A 23,025-nucleotide genomic window follows, 5' to 3' on the forward strand; every position below is an offset into this window, starting at 1 on the left:
GTGGAGCGACATGACCGATACCAAACCGACGCTTGATGACTGGTCCGCCGCCGCCGCCAAGGAGGTGAAGGGCAAGGATCTCACATGGCAGACGCCGGAGGGGATTGCGGTCAAGCCGCTCTACACTGCCGAGGATGTGACGGTCGATCCGGGCCTGCCGGGCTTCGCGCCATTCGCGCGCGGTGTGCGCGCGTCGATGTACGCCGGGCGGCCGTGGACGATCCGGCAATACGCCGGTTTCTCCACGGCCGAGGAATCGAACGCTTTCTATCGCCGTAACCTGGCGGCAGGGCAGAAGGGCCTGTCGGTCGCATTCGATCTCGCCACGCATCGCGGCTATGATAGCGATCACCCGCGCGTGACCGGTGACGTCGGCAAGGCCGGCGTGGCGATCGATTCTGTCGAGGACATGAAGATCCTGTTCGACGGCATTCCGCTCGATCAGATGAGCGTGTCTATGACGATGAACGGCGCGGTGATCCCGATCCTCGCTTTTTTCATCGTCGCTGGCGAAGAGCAGGGTGTCGAGCGCAAGCTGCTCGACGGCACCATCCAGAACGACATCCTAAAGGAGTTCATGGTCCGAAACACCTATATCTATCCGCCGGAGCCGAGCATGCGGATCATCTCCGACATTTTCGGCTACACCAGCCGCGAGATGCCTAAGTTCAACAGCATCTCGATCTCCGGCTATCACATGCAGGAGGCCGGCGCGACGCAGCTTCAGGAGCTGGCGTTCACGATCGCGGATGGCGCGGAATATGTGAAATACGGGGTCGCCTCAGGCCTGGATATCGACAAGTTCGCCGGGCGCCTGAGCTTCTTCTTCGCGATCGGCATGAACTTCTTCATGGAGGTGGCGAAGCTGCGCGCGGCGCGCGTGCTGTGGCACCGCGTGATGACGAAGCTCGGCGCCAGGGACGAACGCAGCAAGATGTTGCGCACGCATTGCCAGACGAGCGGCGTCTCGCTGACCGAGCAGGACCCGTACAACAACGTGATCCGCACCACGATTGAGGCGATGGCGGCAATGCTGGGCGGCACCCAGTCGCTGCACACCAATGCGCTCGACGAGGCGATCGCTTTGCCGACCGATTTCTCCGCCCGGATCGCGCGCAACACGCAGATCGTGATTCAGGAAGAGACGGGGATGACCAAGGTCGTCGATCCGCTCGGCGGCTCCTATTATGTTGAAAGCCTGACCCAGCAACTCGTCGATGGAGCTTGGGAGATCATCGAGCGGGTCGAGCGCGAGGGCGGCATGGCCAAGGCGGTAGCCGCGGGCTGGCCCAAGGCGATGATCGAAGAAGCCTCCGCAGGGCGAGCCGCTCGGGTCGATCGTGGCGAAGACGTGATCGTCGGCGTCAACAAATATCGCCTCGCCAACGAGGACGCGATCGATATCCTCGATGTCGATAACCACGCGGTGCGTGAGGCGCAGATCCGCCGCATCAACCAGGTGAAGGCGACGCGCGATCAGGCGGCCTGCCAAGCGGCGCTCGATGCGCTGCGCGACGGCGCCAAGGGCGATGGCAATCTGCTCGAGCTGGCCGTCACGGCGGCGCGCGCACGCGCGACGCTGGGCGAGATATCTTCGGCGATGGAGGATGTGTTCGGCCGTTTCGGCACCGTCCCGACGCCGGTTAAGGGTATCTACGGCGGCGCCTATACGGATGATGAGCGTTGGGCGCGTTTGTTGCGCGGAGTCGAGGCGACCGAACGCCGGCTGAGCCGCAAGCCTCGCATCTTCGTCGCGAAGATGGGGCAGGACGGGCACGATCGCGGCGCGAACCTCGTATCCTCGATGTTCGGTGATCTCGGCTTCGAGGTGGTGGCCGGCCCGCTATTCCAGACACCGCAGGAGGCCGCCGCACTGGCGCTCGACAAGGACGTTGACGTGGTCGGCGCCTCAAGCCTCGCGGCGGGGCACAAGACGCTGATCCCGGAACTGATCGGTCACCTGAAGGATGCTGGCCGCCCCGATATAAAGGTGGTGGCGGGTGGGGTTATCCCGGCGCAGGATTATCAGGCGCTTTACGATGCCGGGGTGCAGGCGATCTTCGGTCCCGGCACCAATCTTACCAAGGCGGCGGAGGACGTGCTGCGCCTGCTTGGCCACAATATGCCCCCCGAAGCCGAGGCGGCGGAATGAGCGAGATAATGACCCGTAACGACTGGACGCGCGAGGAGATCGCGGCGCTTTTCGACCTGCCGTTCGACGAGCTGATGTATCAGGCGCAAACCGTCCACCGCGCGCATCACGCGGGCGGCGAGGTGCAGCTCTGCACGTTGCTCTCGATCAAGACTGGTGGCTGCCCGGAGGATTGCGGCTATTGCTCCCAATCCGCGAGCGCGGAGAGCGGCGTTAAGGCGACCAAGCTGATGGACCCGCGCGCCGTGCTCCAGATGGCGGCGCAGGCGAAGGACAGCGGCTCGCAGCGCTTCTGCATGGGCGCCGCGTGGCGCAACCCCAAGGACAAGGACATGCCCGCCATCGTCGAGATGGTGAAGGGCGTGCGCCAGATGGGCATGGAAACCTGCATGACGCTGGGTATGCTCACGCCGTCGCAGGCGGCGATGCTGGCCGATGCGGGGCTCGATTACTACAACCACAATATCGATACCTCGCCGGAGCGTTATGGCGACGTCATCACCACGCGCACCTTCGGCGAGCGGCTGGAAACGCTGGAGAACGTCCGTCAGGCGGGCATCAACGTGTGCTGCGGCGGGATCGTCGGCATGGGCGAGACCCGCGCCGATCGCGTCGGCTTCGTCCACGCGCTCGCCACGCTGCCGCGCCACCCGGAAAGCGTGCCGGTAAACGCGCTGGTGCCGGTGAAGGGCACGGTGCTGGGCGACATGCTCGCCGATACCCCGCTCGCGAAGATCGACGACATCGAATTCGTCCGCACCGTCGCGGTCGCGCGCATCAGCATGCCGATGAGCATGGTGCGGCTGTCGGCGGGGCGCGAGAGCATGGCGGAAGCGACGCAGGCGTTGTGCTTCATGGCCGGCGCGAACTCGATCTTCACCGGCGACAAATTGCTCACCACCGGCAACCGCGGCGACAGCGCCGACGCCGCGCTGTTCGCGAAGCTGGGGGTGCGGCCGATGAAGGCAGAAGAGCCGATGCGGCAGCGAGTGTGCGAGGCGGCTGAGTGAAGCCGAAGGGCTGCCTGCTCAGCGGAACGCTCTGGGTAGCTCTTTTCGGCTTCTGGTTTCTAGGCATGATTACGCGCGACTGCCCTGACACGATGGATGTCTGTTCGGCGCGTGACAATCTGCGCTGGGCAATCTGGTGGTTATCAGCCGTCTTGTCTTTGGGCGCCATGGTTTTGGTTTTTCTATATCGACCTGCAAAGGGAAGCGACGACCTCTGATGTTCAAGAAAATCCTTGTCGCCAATCGTGGCGAGATCGCGTGCCGCGTATTCCGCACGGCGAAGAAGATGGGGATCGCCACCGTTGCGGTCTATTCGGATGCGGACGCGCGCGCGCCGCATGTGCTGATGGCGGACGAGGCGGTGCGGCTCGGGCCGGCGCCGGCGGCGGAGAGCTATCTCAAGGCGGACCTGATCCTGAAAGCGGCGAAGGACACCGGCGCGGATTGCATTCATCCCGGCTATGGCTTCCTTTCAGAGCGCGAGAGCTTCGCGAAGGCGTGCGCGGACGCAGGCATCGCTTTCGTCGGCCCGCCGCCGAACGCCATCGCTGCGATGGGCGACAAGATCGAATCGAAGAAGCTCGCCAAGGCGGCCGGCGTCAACGTCGTCCCCGGCTATCTCGGGGAGATCGCGGACACCGAAGAGGCGGTTAAGATCGCCACGGACATCGGCTTTCCGGTGATGATGAAGGCGTCGGCCGGCGGCGGCGGCAAGGGCATGCGACTCGCGTGGAGCGAGCAGGACGTGCGCGAGGGCTTCGAGGCGACCAAGCGCGAGGGGCTCGCCAGCTTCGGCGACGATCGCGTCTTTATCGAGAAGTTCATCGAAAGCCCGCGCCATATCGAGATCCAGGTGCTCGGCGATCAGCACGGCAATATCGTCTATCTTAACGAGCGTGAATGTTCGGTGCAGCGTCGCCACCAGAAGGTGGTCGAGGAAGCACCGTCGCCGTTCGTCACGCCCAAGATGCGCAAGGCGATGGGCGAGCAGGCGGTCGCGCTGTCACGCGCGGTGGGCTATTACAGTGCGGGCACGGTCGAACTGATCGTCTCTGGCGCGGACAAGACGGGTGAGAGTTTCTACTTCCTCGAAATGAACACCCGCCTTCAGGTGGAACATCCGGTGACGGAGGAGATCACCGGCCTCGATCTGGTCGAGCAGATGATCCGCGTGGCGGCAGGCGAGAAACTTGGTTTCGGCCAGAAGGACGTGAAGATCAACGGCTGGTCGGTCGAGAACCGCGTCTACGCCGAGGATCCGTATCGCGGCTTCCTCCCGTCGATCGGGCGGCTCGTGCGATACAATCCGCCAGCGTTTTCAGACGTTGTACGCGTCGATGACGGTGTGCGCGAGGGCGGTGAGGTCAGCATGTTTTATGATCCGATGATTGCCAAACTCATCACCCACGGCAAAACGCGGGAGGAGGCGATCGACAAACAGGTCGCCGCGCTCGACGCGTTCGAGATCGAGGGGCCCGGGACAAACCTCGATTTCGTCTCCGCGCTGATGCAGCATCCGCGCTTCCGTTCTGGCAATATCACCACTGGATTCATCGCGGAGGAATATCCCGATGGTTTCCACGGTGCTCCGGCGTCGGATGGCCTCGTGCGGACGCTTGCGGGCGTTGCCGCGCATGCTGCGATGGCTTGGGCGGAGCGCGCGCGGTGCGTGGACGGGCAACTCGGTGCGCCACTCGATCCGCCGGCCGACTGGGTGGTACGGATCGACAAGCTAGATCACGTTGTGACGATCGATGATGATGTCGTGACCGTCGATGGCCAGCCGCTGGACGGTGAGATCCACTATGCGCCGGGTGAACGCATCGCCACCGTGGAGGGCACGGCGCCGCTGACGGTGAAGATCGCTCGCACCCGCACCGGGTTCACGCTCAATGCGCGCGGGGCGACGCACAAGGTTCGCGTGTTGCCGGCACGCGTTGCGCCCTACGCGAGGCACCTTATCGAGAAAGTGCCGCCCGATTTGTCAAAGTTCCTGATCGCGCCGATGCCGGGGCTGCTCGTCCGCCTTGACGTGAAGGAGGGCGATAAGGTCGAAGCGGGCCAGCCGCTCGCGGTGGTCGAGGCGATGAAGATGGAAAATATCCTGCGCGCCGAAAAGTCGGCTGTGGTGAAAGCGGTCAACGCCGCGGCCGGCGAAAGCCTGCAGGTCGATCAGGTGATCCTGGAGCTGGAATAGGGACTGCCGGCCTTCCCGGCGGGGAGGCGCACGCTCCTACGGTCGCCGGGCGTCGGGAGAACTAACCAGCGCGCGGAGGTTCTCGAGCTCTTCCGGTGTATCCACGTCGATAAGTTCATGTTCGTTGGTGACGACATGGACACCGGCGCGGATCATGTCGCGCGCGCCCTGGTCGCCGGTGATGCGCAGCACTTCGTCGAAACGATCGCAGCCGAACAGGACCGGGGGCAAGGGATATCGCCCGTTGCTTGAGGCGACGACCGCGTCCGTCCCGCCCGCCGCGTCGAACAGGCGATAAATATGCGTCGCAGTGACGCGCGGCATATCCGCAAGCGCTATTACTACTGCCTCCGCCCCATGCTCCTTAGCCATCTCCACGCCAAGACGGACCGACGACGCCATGTCCCGATCGGGATCTTCGTTGTGGATTACGGTGAAGTTGTGTTCGGAAAAATCGATCTTGCAGCCATCGACGATCGCGATACGCTCCATGAACGGCATGTCTTCCAGTGTCACCGCGACATGCAGGCCAAGCGGGCGCGAAAGAAAAAGCTCGTCCAGCTTGCTACCGACATCGCCGAACCGTTCTGACTTCCCGGCTGCAAGCAGCACAAGCACGGATTTCTCAACCTCGATCATTGAAACGTCCTATTATCGCAGCGGCAATGGAAAGCGCGATTTCCGATGGGCCGATCGCGCCGATATCCAGCCCGACCGGCGCGTCGATGCGATCGAGTGCCTCTTCGCTTGCACCCGCTGCGGCGAGCCGATCGCGCCGGGCGGCATGGCTGCGCCGGCTGCCGAGCGCGCCGACATAGCCGGCTCCTGCTTCAAGCGCGGCGATCAGCGCTGGATCGTCAATCTTGGGATCGTGGCTGAGTGTCACCACGGCGGTTGCCGGGCCTGGGCGATAGGCCGCGATCGCTTCGTCAGGCCACCGATCATCCAATGTCGTGCCGGGGAAGCGTTCATCGGTAAGAAAGCGGCCGCGCGGGTCTATCACGACCGTTTCGATGCCGAGTGTTCGCGACAGCCCGACGAGAGACTGCGCGATCTGCACCGCACCGACGATCAGCAGGCGACGTGGCGGATCATAGCGGTTGAGGAAAACGTCGCCGCCGGTCATCGTCCCCGGGCAGCTGCGTCCGTTGGCAAGGTTCGTCGTGACGTCGAGCGGCTGCCCCGCAACGCGCGCGTTGCGGATGCTCTCGAACAGTTCAGGCGGAAAGCCCGCTTCGGACACTGGCTGCACCATCACCGCGATCTCGCCACCACATGGTAAACCGACCTCCCACGCCGTCGCATCCGCGACGCCATAGCGCCTCAGTTCGAACGGCGCGCCGGCGATCACCCTTGCGGCGGCATCAAGAATATCACCCTCGACGCAGCCGCCGGATACCGATCCCTCGAACCGGCCGTCAGCATGGACGAGCATGTGGCTCCCGCGCGGGCGCGGTGCGGAGCCCCAGGTGGATACCACTGTAGCGATTGCCATCGGCGCGCCTTTCCACGCTTCGGCGGCGGCAATTACGGAATCATTATCGGCCATCAGATTGGCGGAAGCCCCAGCAGGAGTTTGTCAGGTGTGATCGGAAAATCACGAACGCGAACGCCGCATGCGTCGAAAACCGCATTGGCTACCGCCGCGCCCGCGCCCGAGATGCCAAGCTCGCCGATCCCCTTCGCCCCGAGCGGATTAGCGTGCCGATCGATCTCCTCGACGAAATAGCATTCGATCTGCGGCACATCGGCGTTGGCGGGGATGTGGTATTCACCGAAATCGCGATTGACGATTGCGCCGGTGCGTGGATCGATATGCACCTCCTCGTGCAGAGCATAGCCGAGGCCCCAGATCATGCCGCCAATTCCCTGGCTGCGCGCGGTCTTGTGATTGAGGATGCGGCCACAGTCAAAGACGCCGAGCATTCGCTTGACGCGCACTTCGCCGGTCACCGCATTTACCCACGCCTCGCAGAATTGCGCGCCGTGAGTGGCCTGCGAGAAGCGGCGGTTATTGGCGCCGGGGTGGATCGTCCCGATCGCGGCGATCGGCGTGTCGCCGACCAACTCGGCATGCGGGACGCGGCGGTTCCCGGCGATGGCATGGCCGTCCTTCAGCGTCACGTCCTCGCTCTTGGCGCCCATTGCCTTGGCGAGCTTTTCCGCAATTTCCTCACACGCCAGCGCGACGGATGAGGACGCGGAAGCAGCGCCGAACGACCCGCCCGAGCCTGCCGCAACGGGAAATTCACTGTCGCCCAGCCGAACGTCGATGTGGTCCATCGGCAAGCCAAGAGCCTCGCCCGCGACCTGAGCGAGGATCGTGTACGTTCCGGTGCCGAGATCCGTCATGTCCGTTTCGATCACCGCGCGCCCTTCCGGCGTGAGCGTCACCCTCGCGCTGGAATCGGCAAGGAAATTGACCCGGGCGGCCGTGGCGACGCCGTGGCCGACGAGCCATTCGCCTTCGCTCCGCCGCTCGCGCTTGCCCCAGCCAAAGCGGCGCGCGCCTTCATCGAAGCAGTCGATCAGCCGACGCGAGGAGAATGGCTTGCCCGAAGTAGGATCGTTCTCCGGCTCGTTGCGGCGGCGCAACTCGATCGGATCAAGGCCAAGTTCGCGTGCCAGTTCATCCATCGCGCATTCCAGCGCGATCATCCCGACCGCTTCGCCAGGCGCGCGGACTGGGCCGTGCGCTACAAGGTTCACCGGCGCGATGCGTGTCGTAAAGCTGCGATGCTCACCATCATAAAGCGCCACCGCGCCGAGCGGCACCGGCTCGAACGATGTCGCGCCCACCTTCTGGCTGACCAGGCTGTCCTGCCCATAGCCGAGCAGACGGCCGTCTGCATCGGCGGCGAGGCGGATGCGCTGATAGGTATCCGAGCGCCCGTAGCAGGCATGGAAGATCTGTTGTCGTGCCAGCGCGACTTTGACCGGGCGGCCGAGCCGCTTGGCCGCGACTGCGGCGAGTATTGCATCGGCGCTAACGTTTTTTCCGCCAAAGCCGCCACCGATGAATGGTGAGATCAGGCGAATATCGTCGGGCGAGATGCCAAGCGATTTGGCCAACACGGGACGCGCTTGACGAAATATCTGCATCGAACACCGCATCGTCAGCTTGTCATCGTGCCATTCGGCGATCGCGCCGTGCGGTTCCATTGCGGCATGAACCTGACGCGGGGTGGAATAATCCACGTCGATAGCCACGGCGGCGTCACGCATCGCCTGGTCGAGATCCCCCTTCACAATGTTAGGCAGAAGTGCGCCGGACGGCGGATCGAACGCGTCTGGCTCGCCATCCTTCGTCAGAAAAACTCCCTGCTCTGGCGAACTCGACACCACAACCGCGCGGGCGGCGGCGCGCGCCTGTTCCAGGCTTTCGGCAACGGCGAGGCCGATCACCTCGCCCCAGCTGTCGATCGTACCGTCGTAGCGCTGCGCCTGATCCTGTCCGAATACCGGCGTCTGACGAGGGAGCGCGTCGTCGCCGGCGTAGATCGCGATTACGCCGGGCAGCCCCTCTGCTGCCTTCGTGTCGATCGCTGTGATCCTGCCCCGGCCAATCGGCGCGGTGATCGCGACGCCCCATGCCATGCGATCGACCTGATGCTCAAGCGCATAGGTGGCGCCGCCTGTTACCTTCACCGGCCCGTCAATTCGGTCTAGCGGCTTGCCCAATATGTTCTGCACCCCGCGATCGAGCGCGAGGCCGGGGTGGGCTTCATCCATCCTGTAGTCGGTCATGCTGTCAAATCCCTGAAGGCGGCGATCAGCACGCGCCGGGCCAGGGGGATCTTGAAATCATTGTGGCCAAATCCACGCGCATCTTTCAGCAAGACATCGGCTGCGTTGACGAAATTCTCGGCAGTCGGCGGCTTGCCGATCAACGCGGATTCGACCGCCGCGTCACGCCACGGGCACGGGGCGACACCGCCGAAAGCGAGCGCGGCATGCGCGATCCGGCCATCGCTCACCTTCACGACCGCCGCCAGCGAGACGAGTGCGAAGGCATAAGAGGCGCGATCGCGCACCTTGCGATACAACTGCTTCGCGTCCTCCACCGGTGGCGGCAAGTCGACATGGGTGATCAGTTCGCCAGGTTGCAGCAAAGTTTCTACCTCCGGCGTATTGCCGGGAAGGCGATAGAAATCGGCGATAGGCAGCCGGCGGCGCTCGCCGCCCGGTGTCCGCGTTACGATCACGGCGTTCAGCGCGCGCATGGCCACCGGCATATCGCCGGGGTGGGTGGCGATGCATGCCGCGCTCGTGCCCAGAACGGCATGGATCCGGTTGAAGCCCTCGCGCCCGTCACAGCCAGATCCAGGTGCGCGTTTGTTGCAGGGGGTGGTGGTGTCGTAGAAGTAATAGCAGCGGGTGCGCTGGAGGAGGTTGCCGCCGGTCGTCGCCTTGTTGCGAAGCTGGGCGGAGGCGCCGGCCAGCAACGCGCGGCTCAACACCTCGTACCGCGCGATCACGCGCGGATCGGCGGCGAGATCGCTGTTCGTGACCAAGGCCCCGATCGTGAGGCCCCCATCATCGCGATCCTCGATCCTGGCGAGATCGAGGCGGCTGATATCGATCAGGCGCTCCGGCGTTTCCACCTCCAGCCGCATCAGATCGATGAGGTTCGTGCCGCCGGCGATGAAGCGGCCGCCGGCCGCCACCGCCTGCTCCGGGCTTTCCGCGCGAGCATAGTCGAACGTCCTCACGCCGCATGCTCCCTTTCGATCGAAGCCGCGTGCACCTCACGGATCGCATCGACGATATTGGGATAGGCCGAACAGCGGCACAGATTGCCGCTCATCCGCTCCGATATCTCGTCATCGTCGAGCACCGGGCCGGAGAGATCGCCGGAGACGTGGCTTGGCCAGCCGCGCGCCACCTCGTCGAGCATCCCCACCGCCGAGCAGATCTGCCCCGGAGTGCAATATCCGCACTGATAGCCATCATGCCGGATGAAGGCGGCCTGCAACGGATGAAGATTGTCGATCGTGCCAATGCCCTCGATCGTCGTAATGTCATCATCCTGATGCATGACGGCGAGCGTGAGACACGCATTGATCCGCCGCCCGTCGACCAGCACCGTGCACGCCCCGCACTGGCCATGGTCACATCCCTTCTTGCTGCCCGTAAGCCCGAGATGCTCGCGCAGCAGATCGAGCAGCGAGGTGCGGATATCGACGTCCGCCTCGTATCTCGCTCCGTTGATCGTAAAGTGCATGGCTCGCTCTCCATTGGCAGACAGGATAACGCGGGTGACTGGGTTGGTGTCCGTGCGAATGACTTTCATCCCGCTGGCGTTGCTGGCGTCCGCGTGCGGAACCGGGCAGGATCGCCCGATGCCCGAGTCGGCCGCGCCGCTATCCGATCCTATCGTCATCGCGCATCGCGGCGCCAGTGGCGAGCGTCCCGAACATACGATCGGCTCCTATGAGCGCGCGATCGAGGAGGGGGCGGATTTCATCGAGCCCGATCTGGTGCCGACGAAGGACGACGTGCTCGTCGCCCGCCACGAGAACGAGATATCCGAAACCACCGACGTGGCGGATCACCCGGAGTTCGCGGCGCGCAAGACGACCAAGACGATCGACGGGCAGAAGCTGACCGGCTGGTTCGTCGAGGATTTCACGCTCGCCGAGCTGAAGACGCTGCGCGCTAAGGAGCGCCTGCCGCTGCTGCGCCCCGACAACCGGCAATATGACGGGAAATACGATATCCCGACGCTCGCCGAGATCATCGCGCTGGCGAAAAAGCATCACGTGGGCATCTATCCCGAGACGAAGCACCCGACCTATTTCGCCGCGATCGGCCACCCGACCGATGAGCGGCTGGTGCGCCAGTTGCAGGCGGCAGGATGGAATGACGCCGCCGCGCCGGTGTTCATCCAGTCGTTCGAGATCGAGAACCTGAAGCGCATCCACAAGCTGACCGGCATCCGGCTGATCCAGCTTGTCGACAAGGAAGGCGGCCCCGCCGATAGCGCCGCGCCGAGCTATGCGGCGATGCTGACGCCGGAGGGGATGCGGGACATCGCCAGCTATGCGTTCGGGATCGGGCCGAACAAGGCGATGGTATGGGACGGGCAGGTGCCAACCGGGCTGGTGCGCGCGGCGCATGCGGCGGGGCTGCGCGTTCATCCGTGGACGTATCGCGCCGAGAATTATTTCCTGCCGTCGGCGTATCGCGACGGGCTGAACCCGCGCGGGCATGGCGATCTCGACGGGGAGATCGCCGCCGCGCTGCATCGCGGACTGGACGGCTTCTTCACCGATTTCCCGGCGATCGGCGTGGCCGCGCGCAACCGCGTGCGGGAGGAGAAGCGCCTACGATGAGGCGCACCGGCGCGGCGATGATGGCGGCATTCGCACTGATCGGCGCGGGCGGCTGTGTCCGCACCGTCACCACCGTCGCCACCGCGCCGGTGAAGGCAGTCGGCAAGGTGGTGGACTGGAGCACGACCAGCCCGTCCGAGCGCGATCGCAACTATGTGCGCGCGATGCGCAAGCGCGACGCGCGTTGCCGCAAGCATCCCGAGCGGGCGGAGTGTGCGCAGCAAAGCGGCTACCCGCCGTCGCAGCCGCAATAGCGGGATGACGACGCGTCGTGCGCCGTAACGCGGGCTGACATTAACGCCGGCGGCACGACAAGCATGTGCCGCCGGGTGATCCCCACAACCCTCCGCTGGCGATCAGATGTGAATCGGCTTTCCGCGTACCGCCATCGCCGCTTCCTTGATCGCCTCGCTATGCGTCGGATGCGCGTGGCAGGTGTAGGCGATATCCTCGCTGGTCGCGCCGAATTCCATCGCCTGCGCGGCCTGCGCGATCATCGTGCCCGCGACGCTGGCGATGCACCACACCCCGAGCACCCGATCGGTCCTGGCGTCCGCCACGATCTTCACGAAGCCGTCCGGCTCGTGATTGGTCTTGGCGCGGCTGTTCGCCATCATCGGGAACTTGCCGACCTTCACCTCGCCGCGCTCCTTCGCCGCTTCCTCGGTCAGGCCAACACCCGCGATCTCGGGCCAGGTATAGACGACCGAGGGGATCACATCGTGGTTCACGATACCGTGCTGGCCGGCGATATTCTCGGCCACGGCGATGCCCTCATCCTCGGCCTTGTGGGCGAGCATCGGGCCGGGGATGACATCGCCGATCGCCCACACGCCCGCCACCTTGGTGCGGAAATCGTGATCGGTCTCGATCTGGCCGCGCTGGTTGGGGGCGAGGCCGATCGCATCGAGGCCGAGGCCGTCGGTGTTCGGCTTGCGCCCGATCGACACGAGCACGCAATCCGCCGCGATCGTGGTCGCCTCGCCACCGGCGGCGGGCTCCAGCGTCAGCGTGGCCGTGTCGCCGGAGACGGTCACGCCGGTCACCTTGGTGCCGAGCTTGAACTCGATGCCCTGCTTCCTGAAGATCTTGTTGGCTTCCTTGCGCACCTCGCCGTCGAAGCCGGGCAGGATCTGGTCGAGGAACTCGACGCACGTCACCTTCGCGCCCAGCCGCCGCCAGACCGAGCCAAGCTCCAGCCCGATCACGCCGCCGCCGATCACCACCATATGCTCGGGCACCCTGGGCAGCTCGAGCGCCCCGGTCGAATCGACCACGACCTTCTGGTCGATCGTCACGCCCGGCAGCGGGGTGACCGACGAGCCGGTGGCGATGACGATGTTCTTCGCGGTGACGGTCTGATCGCCGACCTTCACCTTGTGCGCATCCTCGAACGCGGCGCGGCCCTTGAGCCAGGTGACCTTGTTCTTCTTGAACAGGAATTCGATGCCGCCGGTAAGCTGCTTCACGGCATCCCGGCGCTGCGCATGCATCGTATCGAGATCAAGCTCCGGCGTCACCTTGATGCCGAGCTTGGCCATCGCGCCATTGGCGGCCGCATCGAAATACTCGCTGGCGTGCAGCATCGCCTTGGACGGGATGCAGCCCACGTTGAGGCAGGTGCCGCCCAGCGTCTCGCGCGATTCCGCGCATGCCGTTTTCAGCCCGAGCTGCGCCGCGCGGATCGCCGCGACATAGCCGCCGGGGCCAGCGCCGATCACCAGCACGTCATAATCGAATTCGTCAGCCATCGCTCGCTCGCTTCTCGCTACGGGTTTTGCGATGCGACATAGCCCCTGGAGGGGATGAGACAACCCCGCGGCGTCATTTCAGCAGCACCAGCTCCTCCGCCATCGTGGGATGGAGCGCGACCGTCGCGTCGAACTGCGCCTTCGTCAGCCCGGCCTTCACCGCGACCGCCGCCGCCTGGATGATCTCCGCCACGTCCGGCCCGATCATGTGGATGCCGACGACGCGCCCGGTGTCGCCATCGCAGATCATCTTGTAGAGCGCGCGCTCGTCCCGCCCGGCGAGCACATTCTTCATCGGCCGGAAATCGGACGAATAGACTTTCACGGACCCAAGCTTCGTCCGCGCGTCCGCCTCGGTCATCCCGACCCCGGCGATCGGCGGGTGGCTGAAGCAGGCGTTGGGCACATTGTCATATTCCACCGCCGCGCCCCCGCCGCCGAACATGTTGTCGGCGAACGCCTGCCCCTCGCGGATCGCGACGGGCGTGAGCTGGATGCGGTTGGTGACATCGCCGACCGCGTAGATCGACGGACAGGTGGTGCGGCTGTGGTCGTCCACCTTCACCGCGTTCTTCTCGTCCAGCGCGACGCCGACGTTCTCCAGCCCCAGCCCCTCGACGTTCGGCACGCGCCCGGTGGCGAACATCACGCAATCCACGGTCACCGGCTCATGGCCGCCCATATGGACGGTGAGGCAGCCGTCCTCGCCCTTGACGATCTTCTCGAACTTCGCATCGAAGCGGAATTCCATGCCCTTCATCATGCTGATCTGGAGCAGCCGGTCGCGAATCTGCTGATCGTAGCCGCGCAGGATTTCCTTGGTGCGGTTCATGACGATCACGTGCGCGCCGAGCTGGTGGAAGATCCCGGCGAACTCGTTCGCGATATAGCCCGCGCCCGCGATCAGCACGCGCTTCGGGATCGCCTCGAGGTGGAACGCCTCGTTCGAGGTGATGCCGTGCTCGTGGCCGGGACAGTCGGGCACATGCGGCCGCGCGCCGGTGGCGATCAGGATCGTCCTGGCGGTTTTCTTCGTGCCGTCGGCGAGCGTCACCTCGTTCGGGCCGGTGATGGTGGCGCGCTGGTGAATGATCTCCGCGCCGTTCGATTCGAGCGTACTGGTGTAGGCGCCGTTGATCCGATCCACCTCCTCCAGCACATTCGCCTGCAGCGTCTTCCAGTCGAACGCGCATTCGGACGGCACCTGCCAGCCAAAGCGGCGCGCGTCCTTCAGATCCTCGGCGAAATGCGCGCCATAGACGAGCAGCTTCTTGGGGACGCAGCCGCGGATGACGCAGGTGCCGCCGACGCGATATTCCTCCGCCACCGCAACCTTCGCGCCATGCGCCGCCGCCACCCGGCTCGCGCGGGTTCCGCCGGAGCCGGCGCCGATCGTGAACAGGTCATAGTCGTAATCGGCCATCAATCTCACTCCGCGCGATGCTTGCCGCCGCAATATGGGGAGGAAGCGCCGCGCGGAAGGGCGGAAATGCCGATCACTGTGACGCGCGGGGCCGTTCAGCCCAGCCCGGCACGCTTGATGAGGTCGTCGGTCGAAGGATCGAAATCCCCGCCGCCCTTCGCGGCCGCCTTCGCCATCTCCTTGCCCAGTTCCACCCCGAACTGATCGAAGGAGTTGATGCCGAGCAGGACGCCGTTCACGAACACGCGATGCTCGTAGAATGCGATCAGCGCGCCCAATGTGCGCGCGTCGAGCTGATCGAGCAACACGGTGGAGGAGGGCCGGTCGCCGGGATAGGCACGGGCCGGATCGTCAGGATTCTCCTTGCCCTTCATCAGCGCCGCGCCCTGCGCGAAGGCGTTGAGCAGCAACTGACGGTGATGTTCCTCGGGCAAGGTATCGCCCGGTTCGATGACGCAGAGAAATTCGACCGGCACGAGATGCGTGCCCTGATGCAGCAGCTGGAACACCGCATGCTGCGCGTCCGTGCCGACCCCGCCCCAGGTGATCGCGGCGGTGGGGCCGGCGACGGGCTTTCCGTCCATCGTCACGCCCTTGCCGTTCGATTCCATCTCGAGCTGCTGGAGATAGCTCGGAAGCAGCCGCAGCCGCTCGTCATAGGCGAAGGGCGCGCGCGTCTCGGCACGGCGGACCTGCGTGTAATAGAGATCCGCGAAGGCGGCGAGGGCGGGGGCGTTTTCGTGCAGCGCGGCGAGCCGGAAATGGCGATCCATTTCGGCCGCCCCCTCCAGCAGTTCCTCGAACTGATCCCAGCCCAGCTTCACCGCCGCCGGGAAGCCGATCGAGGACCACAGCGAATATCGCCCGCCGACGCCTTCGCCGAACGGCAGCACGCGGGTTTCGTCCACGCCCCATTCGATCGCCTTGTCGGGGCTGGCCGTCAGCGCGATGACGCGGCCATAGGGATCCTCGACATTATGCTCGGTCATCCAGCCGATCACGCTTTCGGCGTTCATCAGCGTCTCGGTGGTGGTGAACGTCTTGGAAGCGACCACCAGCAGCGTCGCCGCCGGATCGAAACGGTCGAACACATCCTCCAGCGCCATCCCGTCCACGTTCGAGACGATCGCCACGTCATAGCGATCCGAATCGCGCCCCAGCGAATCGACCAAGAGGTGCGGCCCCAGCGCCGATCCGCCGATGCCGACGTGAAGGATATGGCGAACCGGGCCGAATGCCTCCGCCTCGATCGCGTCGATCAGCGCCCGCATCCGCGCGTGATAGCCCCGCGCACGATTGACGCTCTCCGGGTTACCCTCGCCGCGCTCGGCGGTGTGCTCGACCGGGCGATCCTCCGTGACGTTGACATGCGCGCCGCCGAACATCGCCTCTCGCCTGCCGGCCAGATCGCTCGATTTCGCCAGTGCTTCGAAGGCGGCGACCATTTCCGCCGTCAGATGCGTCTTGGCGAAATCGAAGTGCATGCCCGCAACGTCGAGCGAAAAGCGTTTCAGTCGATCGGCGTCATCGGCGAACAATTGCGTCAGCCGTGCCTTCGGCAATGCCTCGATCGTGGACCAGTCCGCCATGTTTCACGTCTTTCTGTCTGTGCCGGGAAACGACCGAACAGCCGTTACCCCCGCATCGTTCCACACGCCAGCGGCTTGACGTCGGCGCGGGGTTGAGCGACGCCGCGCCTATGGCCGACCAGGACACCCCGCCCGACGATATCCCGCAGCCGATCGGCAAGGCGCCCGCCGCCGGATCGGTGGGGAAGAAATCCGAATCCGGCGATACGCTGCGCTTCCTCGTGAAGCTCGCGATCATCGTGTGGCTGTTCCGCAGCCTGCTGTTCGCGCCGTTCTCGATCCCGTCTGAATCCATGCTGCCGCGGCTGCTGATCGGCGACTATCTGTTCGTGTCGAAGTGGAATTACGGCTATTCGCGTTGGTCGCTGCCGTTCGGCTTCCCGCCGATCCCGGGGCGGCTGTTCGGCGGCACGCCGACGCGCGGCGATACCGTGGTGTTTCGCGGTCCGCCCGCGAACGACCACGACGTCATCAAGCGGGTGATCGGCCTGCCGGGCGATACGGTGCAGATGCGCGCGGGCCAGCTGATCCTGAACGGCCAGCCGGTGCCCAAGCAGCCGATCGCCGATTTCATCGTGCCGCTCACGCCCAATTACGGCGCCGACAAATGCCAGTCGCAATATCAGGACGTGGCGAACGGCCAGCCGGTATGCCGGTACAAGCGCTTCCGCGAAACGCTGCCGGGTGGCCGCTCCTATGAAGTGCTGGATATGGGGCAGACGATCGCCGACGACACCGAATTGTTCACGGTGCCCGCCGGACACGTCTTCCTGATGGGCGACAATCGCGACAATTCCGAAGACAGCCGGTTCAGCCAGGCATCGGGCGGCTTCGGCTACGTGCCGATGGAGAATATCGAGGGCAAGGCGCTGGTGATCTTCTGGTCCACCGACGGTTCGGCCAACTGGTTCCTGCCGTGGACGTGGTTCACCGCCGCGCGGCTCAACCGGATCGGGGGCGGTTTCTGACCGGCGTGACCCAGGATGCGGACCTTGCCGGGTGGATCGACGGCATTTTCGGGCACCGGCCGGCCGATCTCGCCGATTACGAACGTGCGCTGACGCACGGCAGCCGCTCCGGGGCGACATACGAACGGCTCGAGTTTCTCGGCGATCGCGTGCTCGGGCTGGTGATGGCGGAATGGCTGTATGAGCTGTTCCCCGCGGAGCCGGAGGGCGCGTTGTCCAAGCGCTACAACGCGCTGGTTACCGGCGCGGTCTGTGCCGAAGTGGCGCGCGGGCTGGCCGTGCCGGCGCGCTTGCGGCTGGGCAAGCAGGCGCGCGACGACGGCGCGAGCGACAGCGACAATGTGCTCGGCGATGTGATGGAGGCGTTGCTCGGCGCGCTCTATCGCGACGCCGGGCTGGACGTGGCGCGCGCCGCGATCCGCCGGCTGTGGGGGGACCGCATCAGCGCCGACGCCGCCGCGCCGCAGCACCCCAAATCCGCGTTGCAGGAATGGGCCGCCGCGCATCAGCGCAAGCCGCCGCTCTATGAGGTGGTCGAGCGTTCCGGCCCTGGCCATGCGCCGCGCTTCCTCGTGAAGGCGGCGATCCCCAAACTGGCCGAGGCGCTGGCCGACGGCGGCAGCAAGCAGGAGGCGGAAACCGCCGCCGCCCGCGCATTGCTCGAAATGGTGAGATCACGATGACCCAAAGCTGTGGCCTTGTCGCCGTCGTCGGCGCGCCCAACGCCGGCAAATCCACGCTCGTCAATGCGCTGGTAGGCCAGAAGGTCGCGATCGTCAGCCCCAAGGCGCAGACGACGCGCACCCGGCTGATGGGCGTCGCGATCGAGGGCGATACGCAATTGCTGCTGGTGGACACGCCGGGCATCTTCGATCCCAAGCGCCGGCTCGATCGCGCGATGGTCGCGGCGGCATGGGGCGGAACGGAGGGGGCCGACCTGCTCGCTTTCGTGGTCGATGCGAAGGGCGGCCTCGCCCCCAAGGTGGTGGAGATCGCCGAGCGGATCGCGGATCGCCCGGAGCCGCGTTTCCTGATCCTCAACAAGGTCGATCTGGCCGATAAACCGCGTCTCCTCCTCCACGCCGAGAAGCTCAACGCGATCGCGCCGTTCGCGGAAACCTTCTTCATCAGCGCCTCCACCGGCGATGGCGTGGCGGAGCTGAAGCGGGCGCTGGCGCGCGCGATGCCGGCGGGGCCGTGGCACTACCCCGAGGATCAGGTCTCGGACGCGACCGAGCGCGCGATGGCCGCCGAGGTGACGCGCGAGCAGCTTTACCTCCAGCTCCACGCCGAGCTTCCCTATGCCAGCACGATCGAGACGGAGAAGTTCCTCGATCGCGAGGACGGCTCGGCGGAGATCCACCAGCAGATTCTGGTCGAGCGCCCGACGCAGCGCGCGATCGTGCTTGGGAAGGGCGGCACGCGCATCCGCGAGATCGGTGCGAAGGCGCGTGCCGAACTGGCGGTGCTGCTCGATCGGCCGGTGCACCTTTACCTGCATGTGAAGGTGAAGCCCGGCTGGGATGAGGATCGCGGCGTCTATCGCGATATCGGGCTCGACTGGGTGGAGTGATCGCCAAGCAGCTCGTCCACCCATGCCGGCACCAGCTCGGATGCCGGGCCGAGCCGCGTCTCTGCGAACCAGGCGCTGCCCGCCGATGGTTCCAGGTTGAGCTCCAGCGTCTCGGCGCCGTGATAGCGCGCGGTCTGCACGAACCTCGCGGCCGGATAGACCGCACCCGATGTTCCGATCGAGACGAACAGGTCGCAATCCGACAGCGCCCGCTCGATCGCGTCCATATGATACGGCATCTCGCCGAAGAACACGATGTCGGGGCGAAGCATCGGCGCGGAGCATTCCTCGCACCGGCTGCCGGGCGGCAGATCGTCGCGCCAGCCGGTGCGCGCCCCACATGCCGCGCACAGCGCCGAGTTCAGTTCTCCGTGCATGTGAAGCATCCGGCGCGCGCCCGCGCGCTCGTGCAGGTCGTCGACATTCTGCGTGACGATCAGCAATTCGCCGCGCCATGCGCGATCGAGCCGGGCGAGTGCCCGATGCGCGGGATTGGGCGACACATGCGCCAACGCGGCCCGCCGCTCGTCATAGAAGCGATGCACCAGCGCGGCGTCTCCCGCCAGCGCCTCGGGCGTGCAGACATCCTCGACGCGGTGCCCCTCCCATAAGCCGCCGGGTCCGCGGAACGTGGCAAGGCCGGATTCCGCCGAAATGCCGGCGCCCGTGAGGATGACGAGTTTGAGCATGGCCTGTGTGTCCATCTGCGACTTGCGGCGAAATGTGCCACTTGCATCCGCCTTTCAAGGAGATAGCATGGCCTGGGGAAAAAGGGGGTATCGATGAACAGATTGGCTTTTGTCGCCATGTTGCTGGCAACCACGCCGGCGCTGGCGGAACCGACGCGCGAAGCCAAGGCCTTTGGCGCGCGGGAATATGTGGCCGACATCAGCCTTTCTCCCGATGGCAAGAAGATCGCGATCGTTCGGCCGCTCGGGAACCGCATGTCGATTGCAACGGTCGCGCAATTCGACGGGAAGCAGCCGCAACCGGTGTTGAAGAGCAGTGGCGAGCCCGAGCGGCTTCGCTGGTGCCAGTGGGCGAGCACGGAACGGCTCGTATGCAGTGTTTACGGTCTCGCGGGCGATTCCGGCTTTTTGCTCGGCTTTACCCGGCTGGCGAGCGTCAAGGATGACGGCACAGGTTATAAGATGATCACCGACCAGGGCGGCGTCAGGACACTTGGCCCCGTTCAGTTCGGCGGCGATTTGATCGATCTCACCGCAGACGGGAAACCGGGCTCGGTGCTGATGGCGCTCGGGTTCGTGCCCGAAGAGACGGTCGGCACGCGGCTCGCGAACCAGAAGGAGGGGCTTGGGGTCGTCGCGGTCGATATCAGCTCGCTTTCCCGGCGTATCGTCGAGCAGCCCAAGCCGCGTGTTGTTTCCTATATCAGCGATGGCGTTGGCAAAGTGCGCGTCATGGGCTCTCGGCCGGAGGCGGTGGACCGATATTCGGGCGATACGGTCAATTACTTCTACCGCCGCGCCGATCAGAAAACCTGGGAGCGGCTGAGCTCTTTCAAGGTCGATGGTTCGAGCGGCGCCGGTTTTCAGCCGATCGCCGTCGATCCGGCGACCAACGTCGTCTACGGGTTTGATAACGCGAGCGGGCGCCGCGCGCTCTACCGGGTTTCGCTTGATGGCAACATGACGCGGGAAATGCTCGTGGCGCGCCCGGATGTGGATGTCGATGAACTGATCCGGATAGGCCGGCAGCAAAGGGTGGTCGGCGCATCATGGGTCGTCGAGCATCGCGAGGCGGAATATTTCGATCCGGAATTGAAGAAACTGCGGGTCTCGCTTTCACGCGCCATTCCAAAGCTGCCGATGATCCGCTTTGTCGATGCCAGCTCGGACGAGAAGCTGCTCCTGTTGCACGCGAGCAGCGATAACGATCCCGGACGCTATTTCCTGTACGACAAAACCAACCGTCATCTCGAAGAGGTCGCCGCGTCGCGACCCGAACTGTCGGGGTTTACGCTCGCGACGGTGAAGCCCGTGAGCTACCGCGCTGCGGACGGCACGGTCATACCGGCCTATCTGACGTTGCCGCCGGGCAGTGACGGAAAGAACCTGCCGGCGATCGTCCTTCCGCATGGCGGTCCGGCGGCGCGAGACGAATGGGGCTTTGACTGGCTGGCGCAGTTTTTCGCCGCGCGCGGCTATGCGGTGCTGCAACCAAATTTCCGTGGATCGGCAGGCTATGGGCAAGCCTGGTTCGAGAAGAACGGCTTCCAATCCTGGCGCACCGCGATCGGCGACGTGAACGATGGCGGGCGCTGGTTGCAGCAGCAGGGCATTGCGGCACCTGGCAAGCTGGCAATCGTCGGCTGGTCGTACGGTGGCTATGCGGCGTTGCAGTCCGCGGTGCTGGACGGCGATCTTTTCAAGGCGATCGTCGCGATTGCCCCGGTCACCGATCTCGACAGCTTGCGTGAGGAATCACGGCGCTTCGTGAATTTCGTCCTGGTGGATCGGTTCATCGGCAACGGGCCCCACATTCGCGAGGGATCGCCAGCGCGCAATGCGGCGGCGATCAAAGCGCCGGTTCTGATGTTTCACGGGGATCGTGACGCTAATGTGGGCATCGCTGAATCGCGACTGATGGCAACCCGGCTGCGCGATGCGGGCAAGAAGGTCGAGCTGGTGGAGTTCAAGGGGCTGGATCACCAGCTCGACGATTCGAGCGCGCGGGCGGAGATGCTCGACAAGGCCGACAAATTCCTGCGCGCCTCGCTGGGCCTGTAGATACGAAAAGGGCGGCCCCGTCGCCGGAGCCGCCCTTTCGCTGGCCCAGGGGCCGATCGATCAGCGCGAGTAGAACTCGACGACCAGGTTCGGCTCCATCTTCACCGGATACGGCACTTCGTCCAGCGTCGGCACGCGGATGAAGGTGATCTTGGCGGCGCCGTCCTGCGCGACATAGTCCGGCACTTCGCGTTCGGCGAGGCCCTGCGCTTCGAGCACCAGCGCCATTTCCTGCGCCTTCTTGCCCAGCGTGATCTCGTCGTTGAGCGAGATGCGGCGCGACGCGATGTTGCACTTCACGCCGTTCACATAGACGTGACCGTGGCTGACGAGCTGGCGCGCGGCGAAGATCGTCGGCGCGAATTTCGCGCGATAGACGATCATGTCGAGACGGCGCTCGAGCAGGCCGATCAGGTTCTGCGAGGTATCGCCCTTCATCCGGGCGGCTTCGTCATAGCACTGGCGGAACTGCTTTTCCGTGACATCGCCATAATAGCCCTTCAGCTTCTGCTTGGCGCGGAGCTGCAGGCCGTAATCGGACATCTTGCCCTTGCGGCGCTGACCGTGCTGGCCGGGGCCGTATTCACGCTTGTTGACCGGGCTCTTCGGGCGACCCCAGATGTTTTCGCCCATCCGGCGGTCGAGTTTGTACTTGGCGCTGCTGCGCTTTGACATGATCTATCCTTCAATCTGCGAACGACGTTCATCCCGGTATCGCTCTACGCTTCACGAATGGAAACGCAGGGCCACCGCTTCACCGGGGATACGGGGCCGATTGCGAAGGCGCGCGCCTAGCGGGGGGCGGGGGCGAAGTCAAGGAGAGGCGCGTTCCGGCAGGTCGCAGCGACAGCGCGCACGGCGGGCGCGGCGCCGGTTCATCGCCACCGGCGGCTGGACAGCCCCGCGTTCCCCCGCCACAGCGGCCGTCATGACCATTCTTCCGGGACAGCAATGCGCAACCATGGCGGAGGTGCGCGCGGGTGTCGATCAGGTTGATCGCGAACTTGTCGCGCTGTTGCGCCGGCGCTTCGACTATATGGACGCCGCCGCGCGCATCAAACCGGAGCGCGGCGCGGTGCGCGACGAGGCACGCAAGGCGCAGGTGATCGCGAACGCCCGCGACGCCGCGATCTCCGCCGGCTTGCCGGGGGATACGATCGCGGCGCTGTGGGACGCGCTGGTCGAGGCATCGATCGCCTATGAGCTGGAAGCGTTCGACCGGCGCTAACCGCTCCTTAGGACGCGCTGATGCATGAGCGAGGCCGAAAGGATTCGCC

General features: G+C 65.1%; 21 protein-coding genes. 11 read left to right on the top strand and 10 right to left on the bottom strand.

Going from position 1 to position 23,025, the window contains the following annotated elements; translation table 11 throughout:
* Positions 1-10 precede the first annotated feature (10 nt).
* From scpA to ACM61V_RS06200, 4 genes are read left to right on the top strand one after another with little or no spacing between them, the layout of a single operon-like run.
* The gene (gene scpA, locus ACM61V_RS06185; protein WP_137786699.1) at positions 11-2,152 is read left to right on the top strand and encodes a methylmalonyl-CoA mutase; all 2,142 of its coding nucleotides are present in this window, start codon (positions 11-13) and stop codon (positions 2,150-2,152) included.
* Positions 2,149-3,162, top strand: coding sequence for a biotin synthase BioB (bioB, locus tag ACM61V_RS06190; RefSeq protein WP_137786698.1), 1,014 nt, complete (start codon positions 2,149-2,151; stop codon positions 3,160-3,162). Before scpA ends, bioB begins: the two co-directional genes overlap by 4 nt.
* Entirely contained in the window at positions 3,159-3,380 is a 222-nt protein-coding gene (locus ACM61V_RS06195) for a hypothetical protein (RefSeq protein ID WP_137786697.1), read from the top strand. Before bioB ends, ACM61V_RS06195 begins: the two co-directional genes overlap by 4 nt.
* The gene (locus tag ACM61V_RS06200; RefSeq protein ID WP_137786696.1) at positions 3,380-5,359 is read left to right on the top strand and encodes an acetyl-CoA carboxylase biotin carboxylase subunit; all 1,980 of its coding nucleotides are present in this window, start codon (positions 3,380-3,382) and stop codon (positions 5,357-5,359) included. Before ACM61V_RS06195 ends, ACM61V_RS06200 begins: the two co-directional genes overlap by 1 nt.
* Before the next feature lie 36 nt (positions 5,360-5,395).
* Here ACM61V_RS06200 and ACM61V_RS06205 read toward each other — a convergent pair whose 3' ends face one another.
* From ACM61V_RS06205 to ACM61V_RS06225, 5 genes are read right to left on the bottom strand one after another with little or no spacing between them, the layout of a single operon-like run.
* Complete coding sequence (locus tag ACM61V_RS06205) at positions 5,396-5,998, bottom strand: nucleotidyltransferase family protein (RefSeq protein WP_137786695.1); 603 nt, start codon at positions 5,996-5,998, stop codon at positions 5,396-5,398.
* Positions 5,985-6,908: an XdhC family protein gene (locus ACM61V_RS06210; protein ID WP_137786694.1), complete on the bottom strand. Its 924-nt coding sequence runs from the start codon at positions 6,906-6,908 to the stop codon at positions 5,985-5,987. Before ACM61V_RS06210 ends, ACM61V_RS06205 begins: the two co-directional genes overlap by 14 nt.
* Complete coding sequence (locus tag ACM61V_RS06215) at positions 6,908-9,106, bottom strand: xanthine dehydrogenase family protein molybdopterin-binding subunit (RefSeq protein WP_137786693.1); 2,199 nt, start codon at positions 9,104-9,106, stop codon at positions 6,908-6,910. The genes ACM61V_RS06210 and ACM61V_RS06215 overlap by 1 nt, the downstream gene beginning before the upstream one ends.
* Positions 9,103-10,071: an FAD binding domain-containing protein gene (locus ACM61V_RS06220; protein ID WP_419713890.1), complete on the bottom strand. Its 969-nt coding sequence runs from the start codon at positions 10,069-10,071 to the stop codon at positions 9,103-9,105. The genes ACM61V_RS06215 and ACM61V_RS06220 overlap by 4 nt, the downstream gene beginning before the upstream one ends.
* Positions 10,068-10,583, bottom strand: coding sequence for a 2Fe-2S iron-sulfur cluster-binding protein (locus tag ACM61V_RS06225; protein WP_137786691.1), 516 nt, complete (start codon positions 10,581-10,583; stop codon positions 10,068-10,070). The genes ACM61V_RS06220 and ACM61V_RS06225 overlap by 4 nt, the downstream gene beginning before the upstream one ends.
* A gap of 118 nt (positions 10,584-10,701) precedes the next feature.
* On the opposite strand from ACM61V_RS06225, the gene ACM61V_RS06230 reads away from it, so the two are divergent.
* Positions 10,702-11,694 (top strand): glycerophosphodiester phosphodiesterase, encoded by a 993-nt coding sequence (locus ACM61V_RS06230; protein WP_249341549.1) that lies wholly within the window; start codon positions 10,702-10,704, stop codon positions 11,692-11,694.
* Complete coding sequence (locus tag ACM61V_RS06235) at positions 11,691-11,948, top strand: hypothetical protein (protein WP_249341538.1); 258 nt, start codon at positions 11,691-11,693, stop codon at positions 11,946-11,948. Before ACM61V_RS06230 ends, ACM61V_RS06235 begins: the two co-directional genes overlap by 4 nt.
* Before the next feature lie 102 nt (positions 11,949-12,050).
* On the opposite strand, the gene lpdA is transcribed toward ACM61V_RS06235, so the two are convergent.
* From lpdA to pgi, 3 genes are all read right to left on the bottom strand, one after another.
* The gene (lpdA, locus tag ACM61V_RS06240; RefSeq protein WP_137786690.1) at positions 12,051-13,445 is read right to left on the bottom strand and encodes a dihydrolipoyl dehydrogenase; all 1,395 of its coding nucleotides are present in this window, start codon (positions 13,443-13,445) and stop codon (positions 12,051-12,053) included.
* Between the two features lie 73 nt (positions 13,446-13,518).
* Entirely contained in the window at positions 13,519-14,868 is a 1,350-nt protein-coding gene (gorA, locus tag ACM61V_RS06245) for a glutathione-disulfide reductase (RefSeq protein WP_137786689.1), read from the bottom strand.
* A gap of 95 nt (positions 14,869-14,963) precedes the next feature.
* Positions 14,964-16,457, bottom strand: coding sequence for a glucose-6-phosphate isomerase (gene pgi, locus ACM61V_RS06250; RefSeq protein ID WP_137786688.1), 1,494 nt, complete (start codon positions 16,455-16,457; stop codon positions 14,964-14,966).
* Between the two features lie 110 nt (positions 16,458-16,567).
* On the opposite strand from pgi, the gene lepB reads away from it, so the two are divergent.
* The 3 genes from lepB to era are packed head-to-tail and all read left to right on the top strand — an operon-like array spanning position 16,568 to position 18,998.
* Positions 16,568-17,425 (top strand): signal peptidase I, encoded by an 858-nt coding sequence (gene lepB, locus ACM61V_RS06255; RefSeq protein ID WP_137786687.1) that lies wholly within the window; start codon positions 16,568-16,570, stop codon positions 17,423-17,425.
* A gap of 5 nt (positions 17,426-17,430) precedes the next feature.
* Positions 17,431-18,108: a ribonuclease III gene (gene rnc, locus ACM61V_RS06260; protein ID WP_249341537.1), complete on the top strand. Its 678-nt coding sequence runs from the start codon at positions 17,431-17,433 to the stop codon at positions 18,106-18,108.
* Positions 18,105-18,998: a GTPase Era gene (gene era, locus ACM61V_RS06265; protein WP_137786686.1), complete on the top strand. Its 894-nt coding sequence runs from the start codon at positions 18,105-18,107 to the stop codon at positions 18,996-18,998. Before rnc ends, era begins: the two co-directional genes overlap by 4 nt.
* Here era and ACM61V_RS06270 read toward each other — a convergent pair.
* A complete protein-coding gene (locus ACM61V_RS06270; RefSeq protein ID WP_137786685.1) occupies positions 18,965-19,687 on the bottom strand; it encodes an NAD-dependent deacylase in 723 nt (240 codons plus the stop codon). The two genes, era and ACM61V_RS06270, sit on opposite strands and share 34 nt — an antisense overlap.
* 93 nt (positions 19,688-19,780) lie before the next feature.
* Between ACM61V_RS06270 and ACM61V_RS06275 the strand changes: the two genes are divergently transcribed.
* Positions 19,781-21,748 carry an alpha/beta hydrolase family protein gene (locus ACM61V_RS06275; RefSeq protein ID WP_137786684.1) on the top strand — a complete coding sequence of 656 codons (1,968 nt, stop codon included), beginning with the start codon at positions 19,781-19,783 and terminating at the stop codon, positions 21,746-21,748.
* Between the two features lie 60 nt (positions 21,749-21,808).
* On the opposite strand, the gene rpsD is transcribed toward ACM61V_RS06275, so the two are convergent.
* Complete coding sequence (rpsD, locus tag ACM61V_RS06280; protein WP_137786683.1) at positions 21,809-22,423, bottom strand: 30S ribosomal protein S4; 615 nt, start codon at positions 22,421-22,423, stop codon at positions 21,809-21,811.
* 253 nt (positions 22,424-22,676) lie between these two features.
* Between rpsD and ACM61V_RS06285 the strand changes: the two genes are divergently transcribed.
* The gene (locus ACM61V_RS06285) at positions 22,677-22,976 is read left to right on the top strand and encodes a chorismate mutase (RefSeq protein ID WP_137786682.1); all 300 of its coding nucleotides are present in this window, start codon (positions 22,677-22,679) and stop codon (positions 22,974-22,976) included.
* The last annotated feature ends 49 nt before the right edge of the window (positions 22,977-23,025 follow it).

The organism is Sphingomonas sp. TX0543, assembly GCF_048565505.1.
GTDB lineage: Bacteria > Pseudomonadota > Alphaproteobacteria > Sphingomonadales > Sphingomonadaceae > Sphingomonas.

Coding starts and splice junctions, on each gene's coding strand:
- scpA (WP_137786699.1), top strand. CDS start 11: ATGACCGATACCAAACCGACGCTTGATGACTGGTCCGCCGCCGCCGCC.
- bioB (WP_137786698.1), top strand. CDS start 2,149: ATGAGCGAGATAATGACCCGTAACGACTGGACGCGCGAGGAGATCGCG.
- ACM61V_RS06200 (WP_137786696.1), top strand. CDS start 3,380: ATGTTCAAGAAAATCCTTGTCGCCAATCGTGGCGAGATCGCGTGCCGC.
- ACM61V_RS06205 (WP_137786695.1), bottom strand. CDS start 5,998: ATGATCGAGGTTGAGAAATCCGTGCTTGTGCTGCTTGCAGCCGGGAAG.
- ACM61V_RS06210 (WP_137786694.1), bottom strand. CDS start 6,908: ATGGCCGATAATGATTCCGTAATTGCCGCCGCCGAAGCGTGGAAAGGC.
- ACM61V_RS06215 (WP_137786693.1), bottom strand. CDS start 9,106: ATGACCGACTACAGGATGGATGAAGCCCACCCCGGCCTCGCGCTCGAT.
- ACM61V_RS06225 (WP_137786691.1), bottom strand. CDS start 10,583: ATGCACTTTACGATCAACGGAGCGAGATACGAGGCGGACGTCGATATC.
- ACM61V_RS06230 (WP_249341549.1), top strand. CDS start 10,702: ATGCCCGAGTCGGCCGCGCCGCTATCCGATCCTATCGTCATCGCGCAT.
- ACM61V_RS06235 (WP_249341538.1), top strand. CDS start 11,691: ATGAGGCGCACCGGCGCGGCGATGATGGCGGCATTCGCACTGATCGGC.
- lpdA (WP_137786690.1), bottom strand. CDS start 13,445: ATGGCTGACGAATTCGATTATGACGTGCTGGTGATCGGCGCTGGCCCC.
- gorA (WP_137786689.1), bottom strand. CDS start 14,868: ATGGCCGATTACGACTATGACCTGTTCACGATCGGCGCCGGCTCCGGC.
- pgi (WP_137786688.1), bottom strand. CDS start 16,457: ATGGCGGACTGGTCCACGATCGAGGCATTGCCGAAGGCACGGCTGACG.
- lepB (WP_137786687.1), top strand. CDS start 16,568: ATGGCCGACCAGGACACCCCGCCCGACGATATCCCGCAGCCGATCGGC.
- era (WP_137786686.1), top strand. CDS start 18,105: ATGACCCAAAGCTGTGGCCTTGTCGCCGTCGTCGGCGCGCCCAACGCC.
- ACM61V_RS06270 (WP_137786685.1), bottom strand. CDS start 19,687: ATGCTCAAACTCGTCATCCTCACGGGCGCCGGCATTTCGGCGGAATCC.
- ACM61V_RS06275 (WP_137786684.1), top strand. CDS start 19,781: ATGAACAGATTGGCTTTTGTCGCCATGTTGCTGGCAACCACGCCGGCG.
- rpsD (WP_137786683.1), bottom strand. CDS start 22,423: ATGTCAAAGCGCAGCAGCGCCAAGTACAAACTCGACCGCCGGATGGGC.
- ACM61V_RS06285 (WP_137786682.1), top strand. CDS start 22,677: ATGACCATTCTTCCGGGACAGCAATGCGCAACCATGGCGGAGGTGCGC.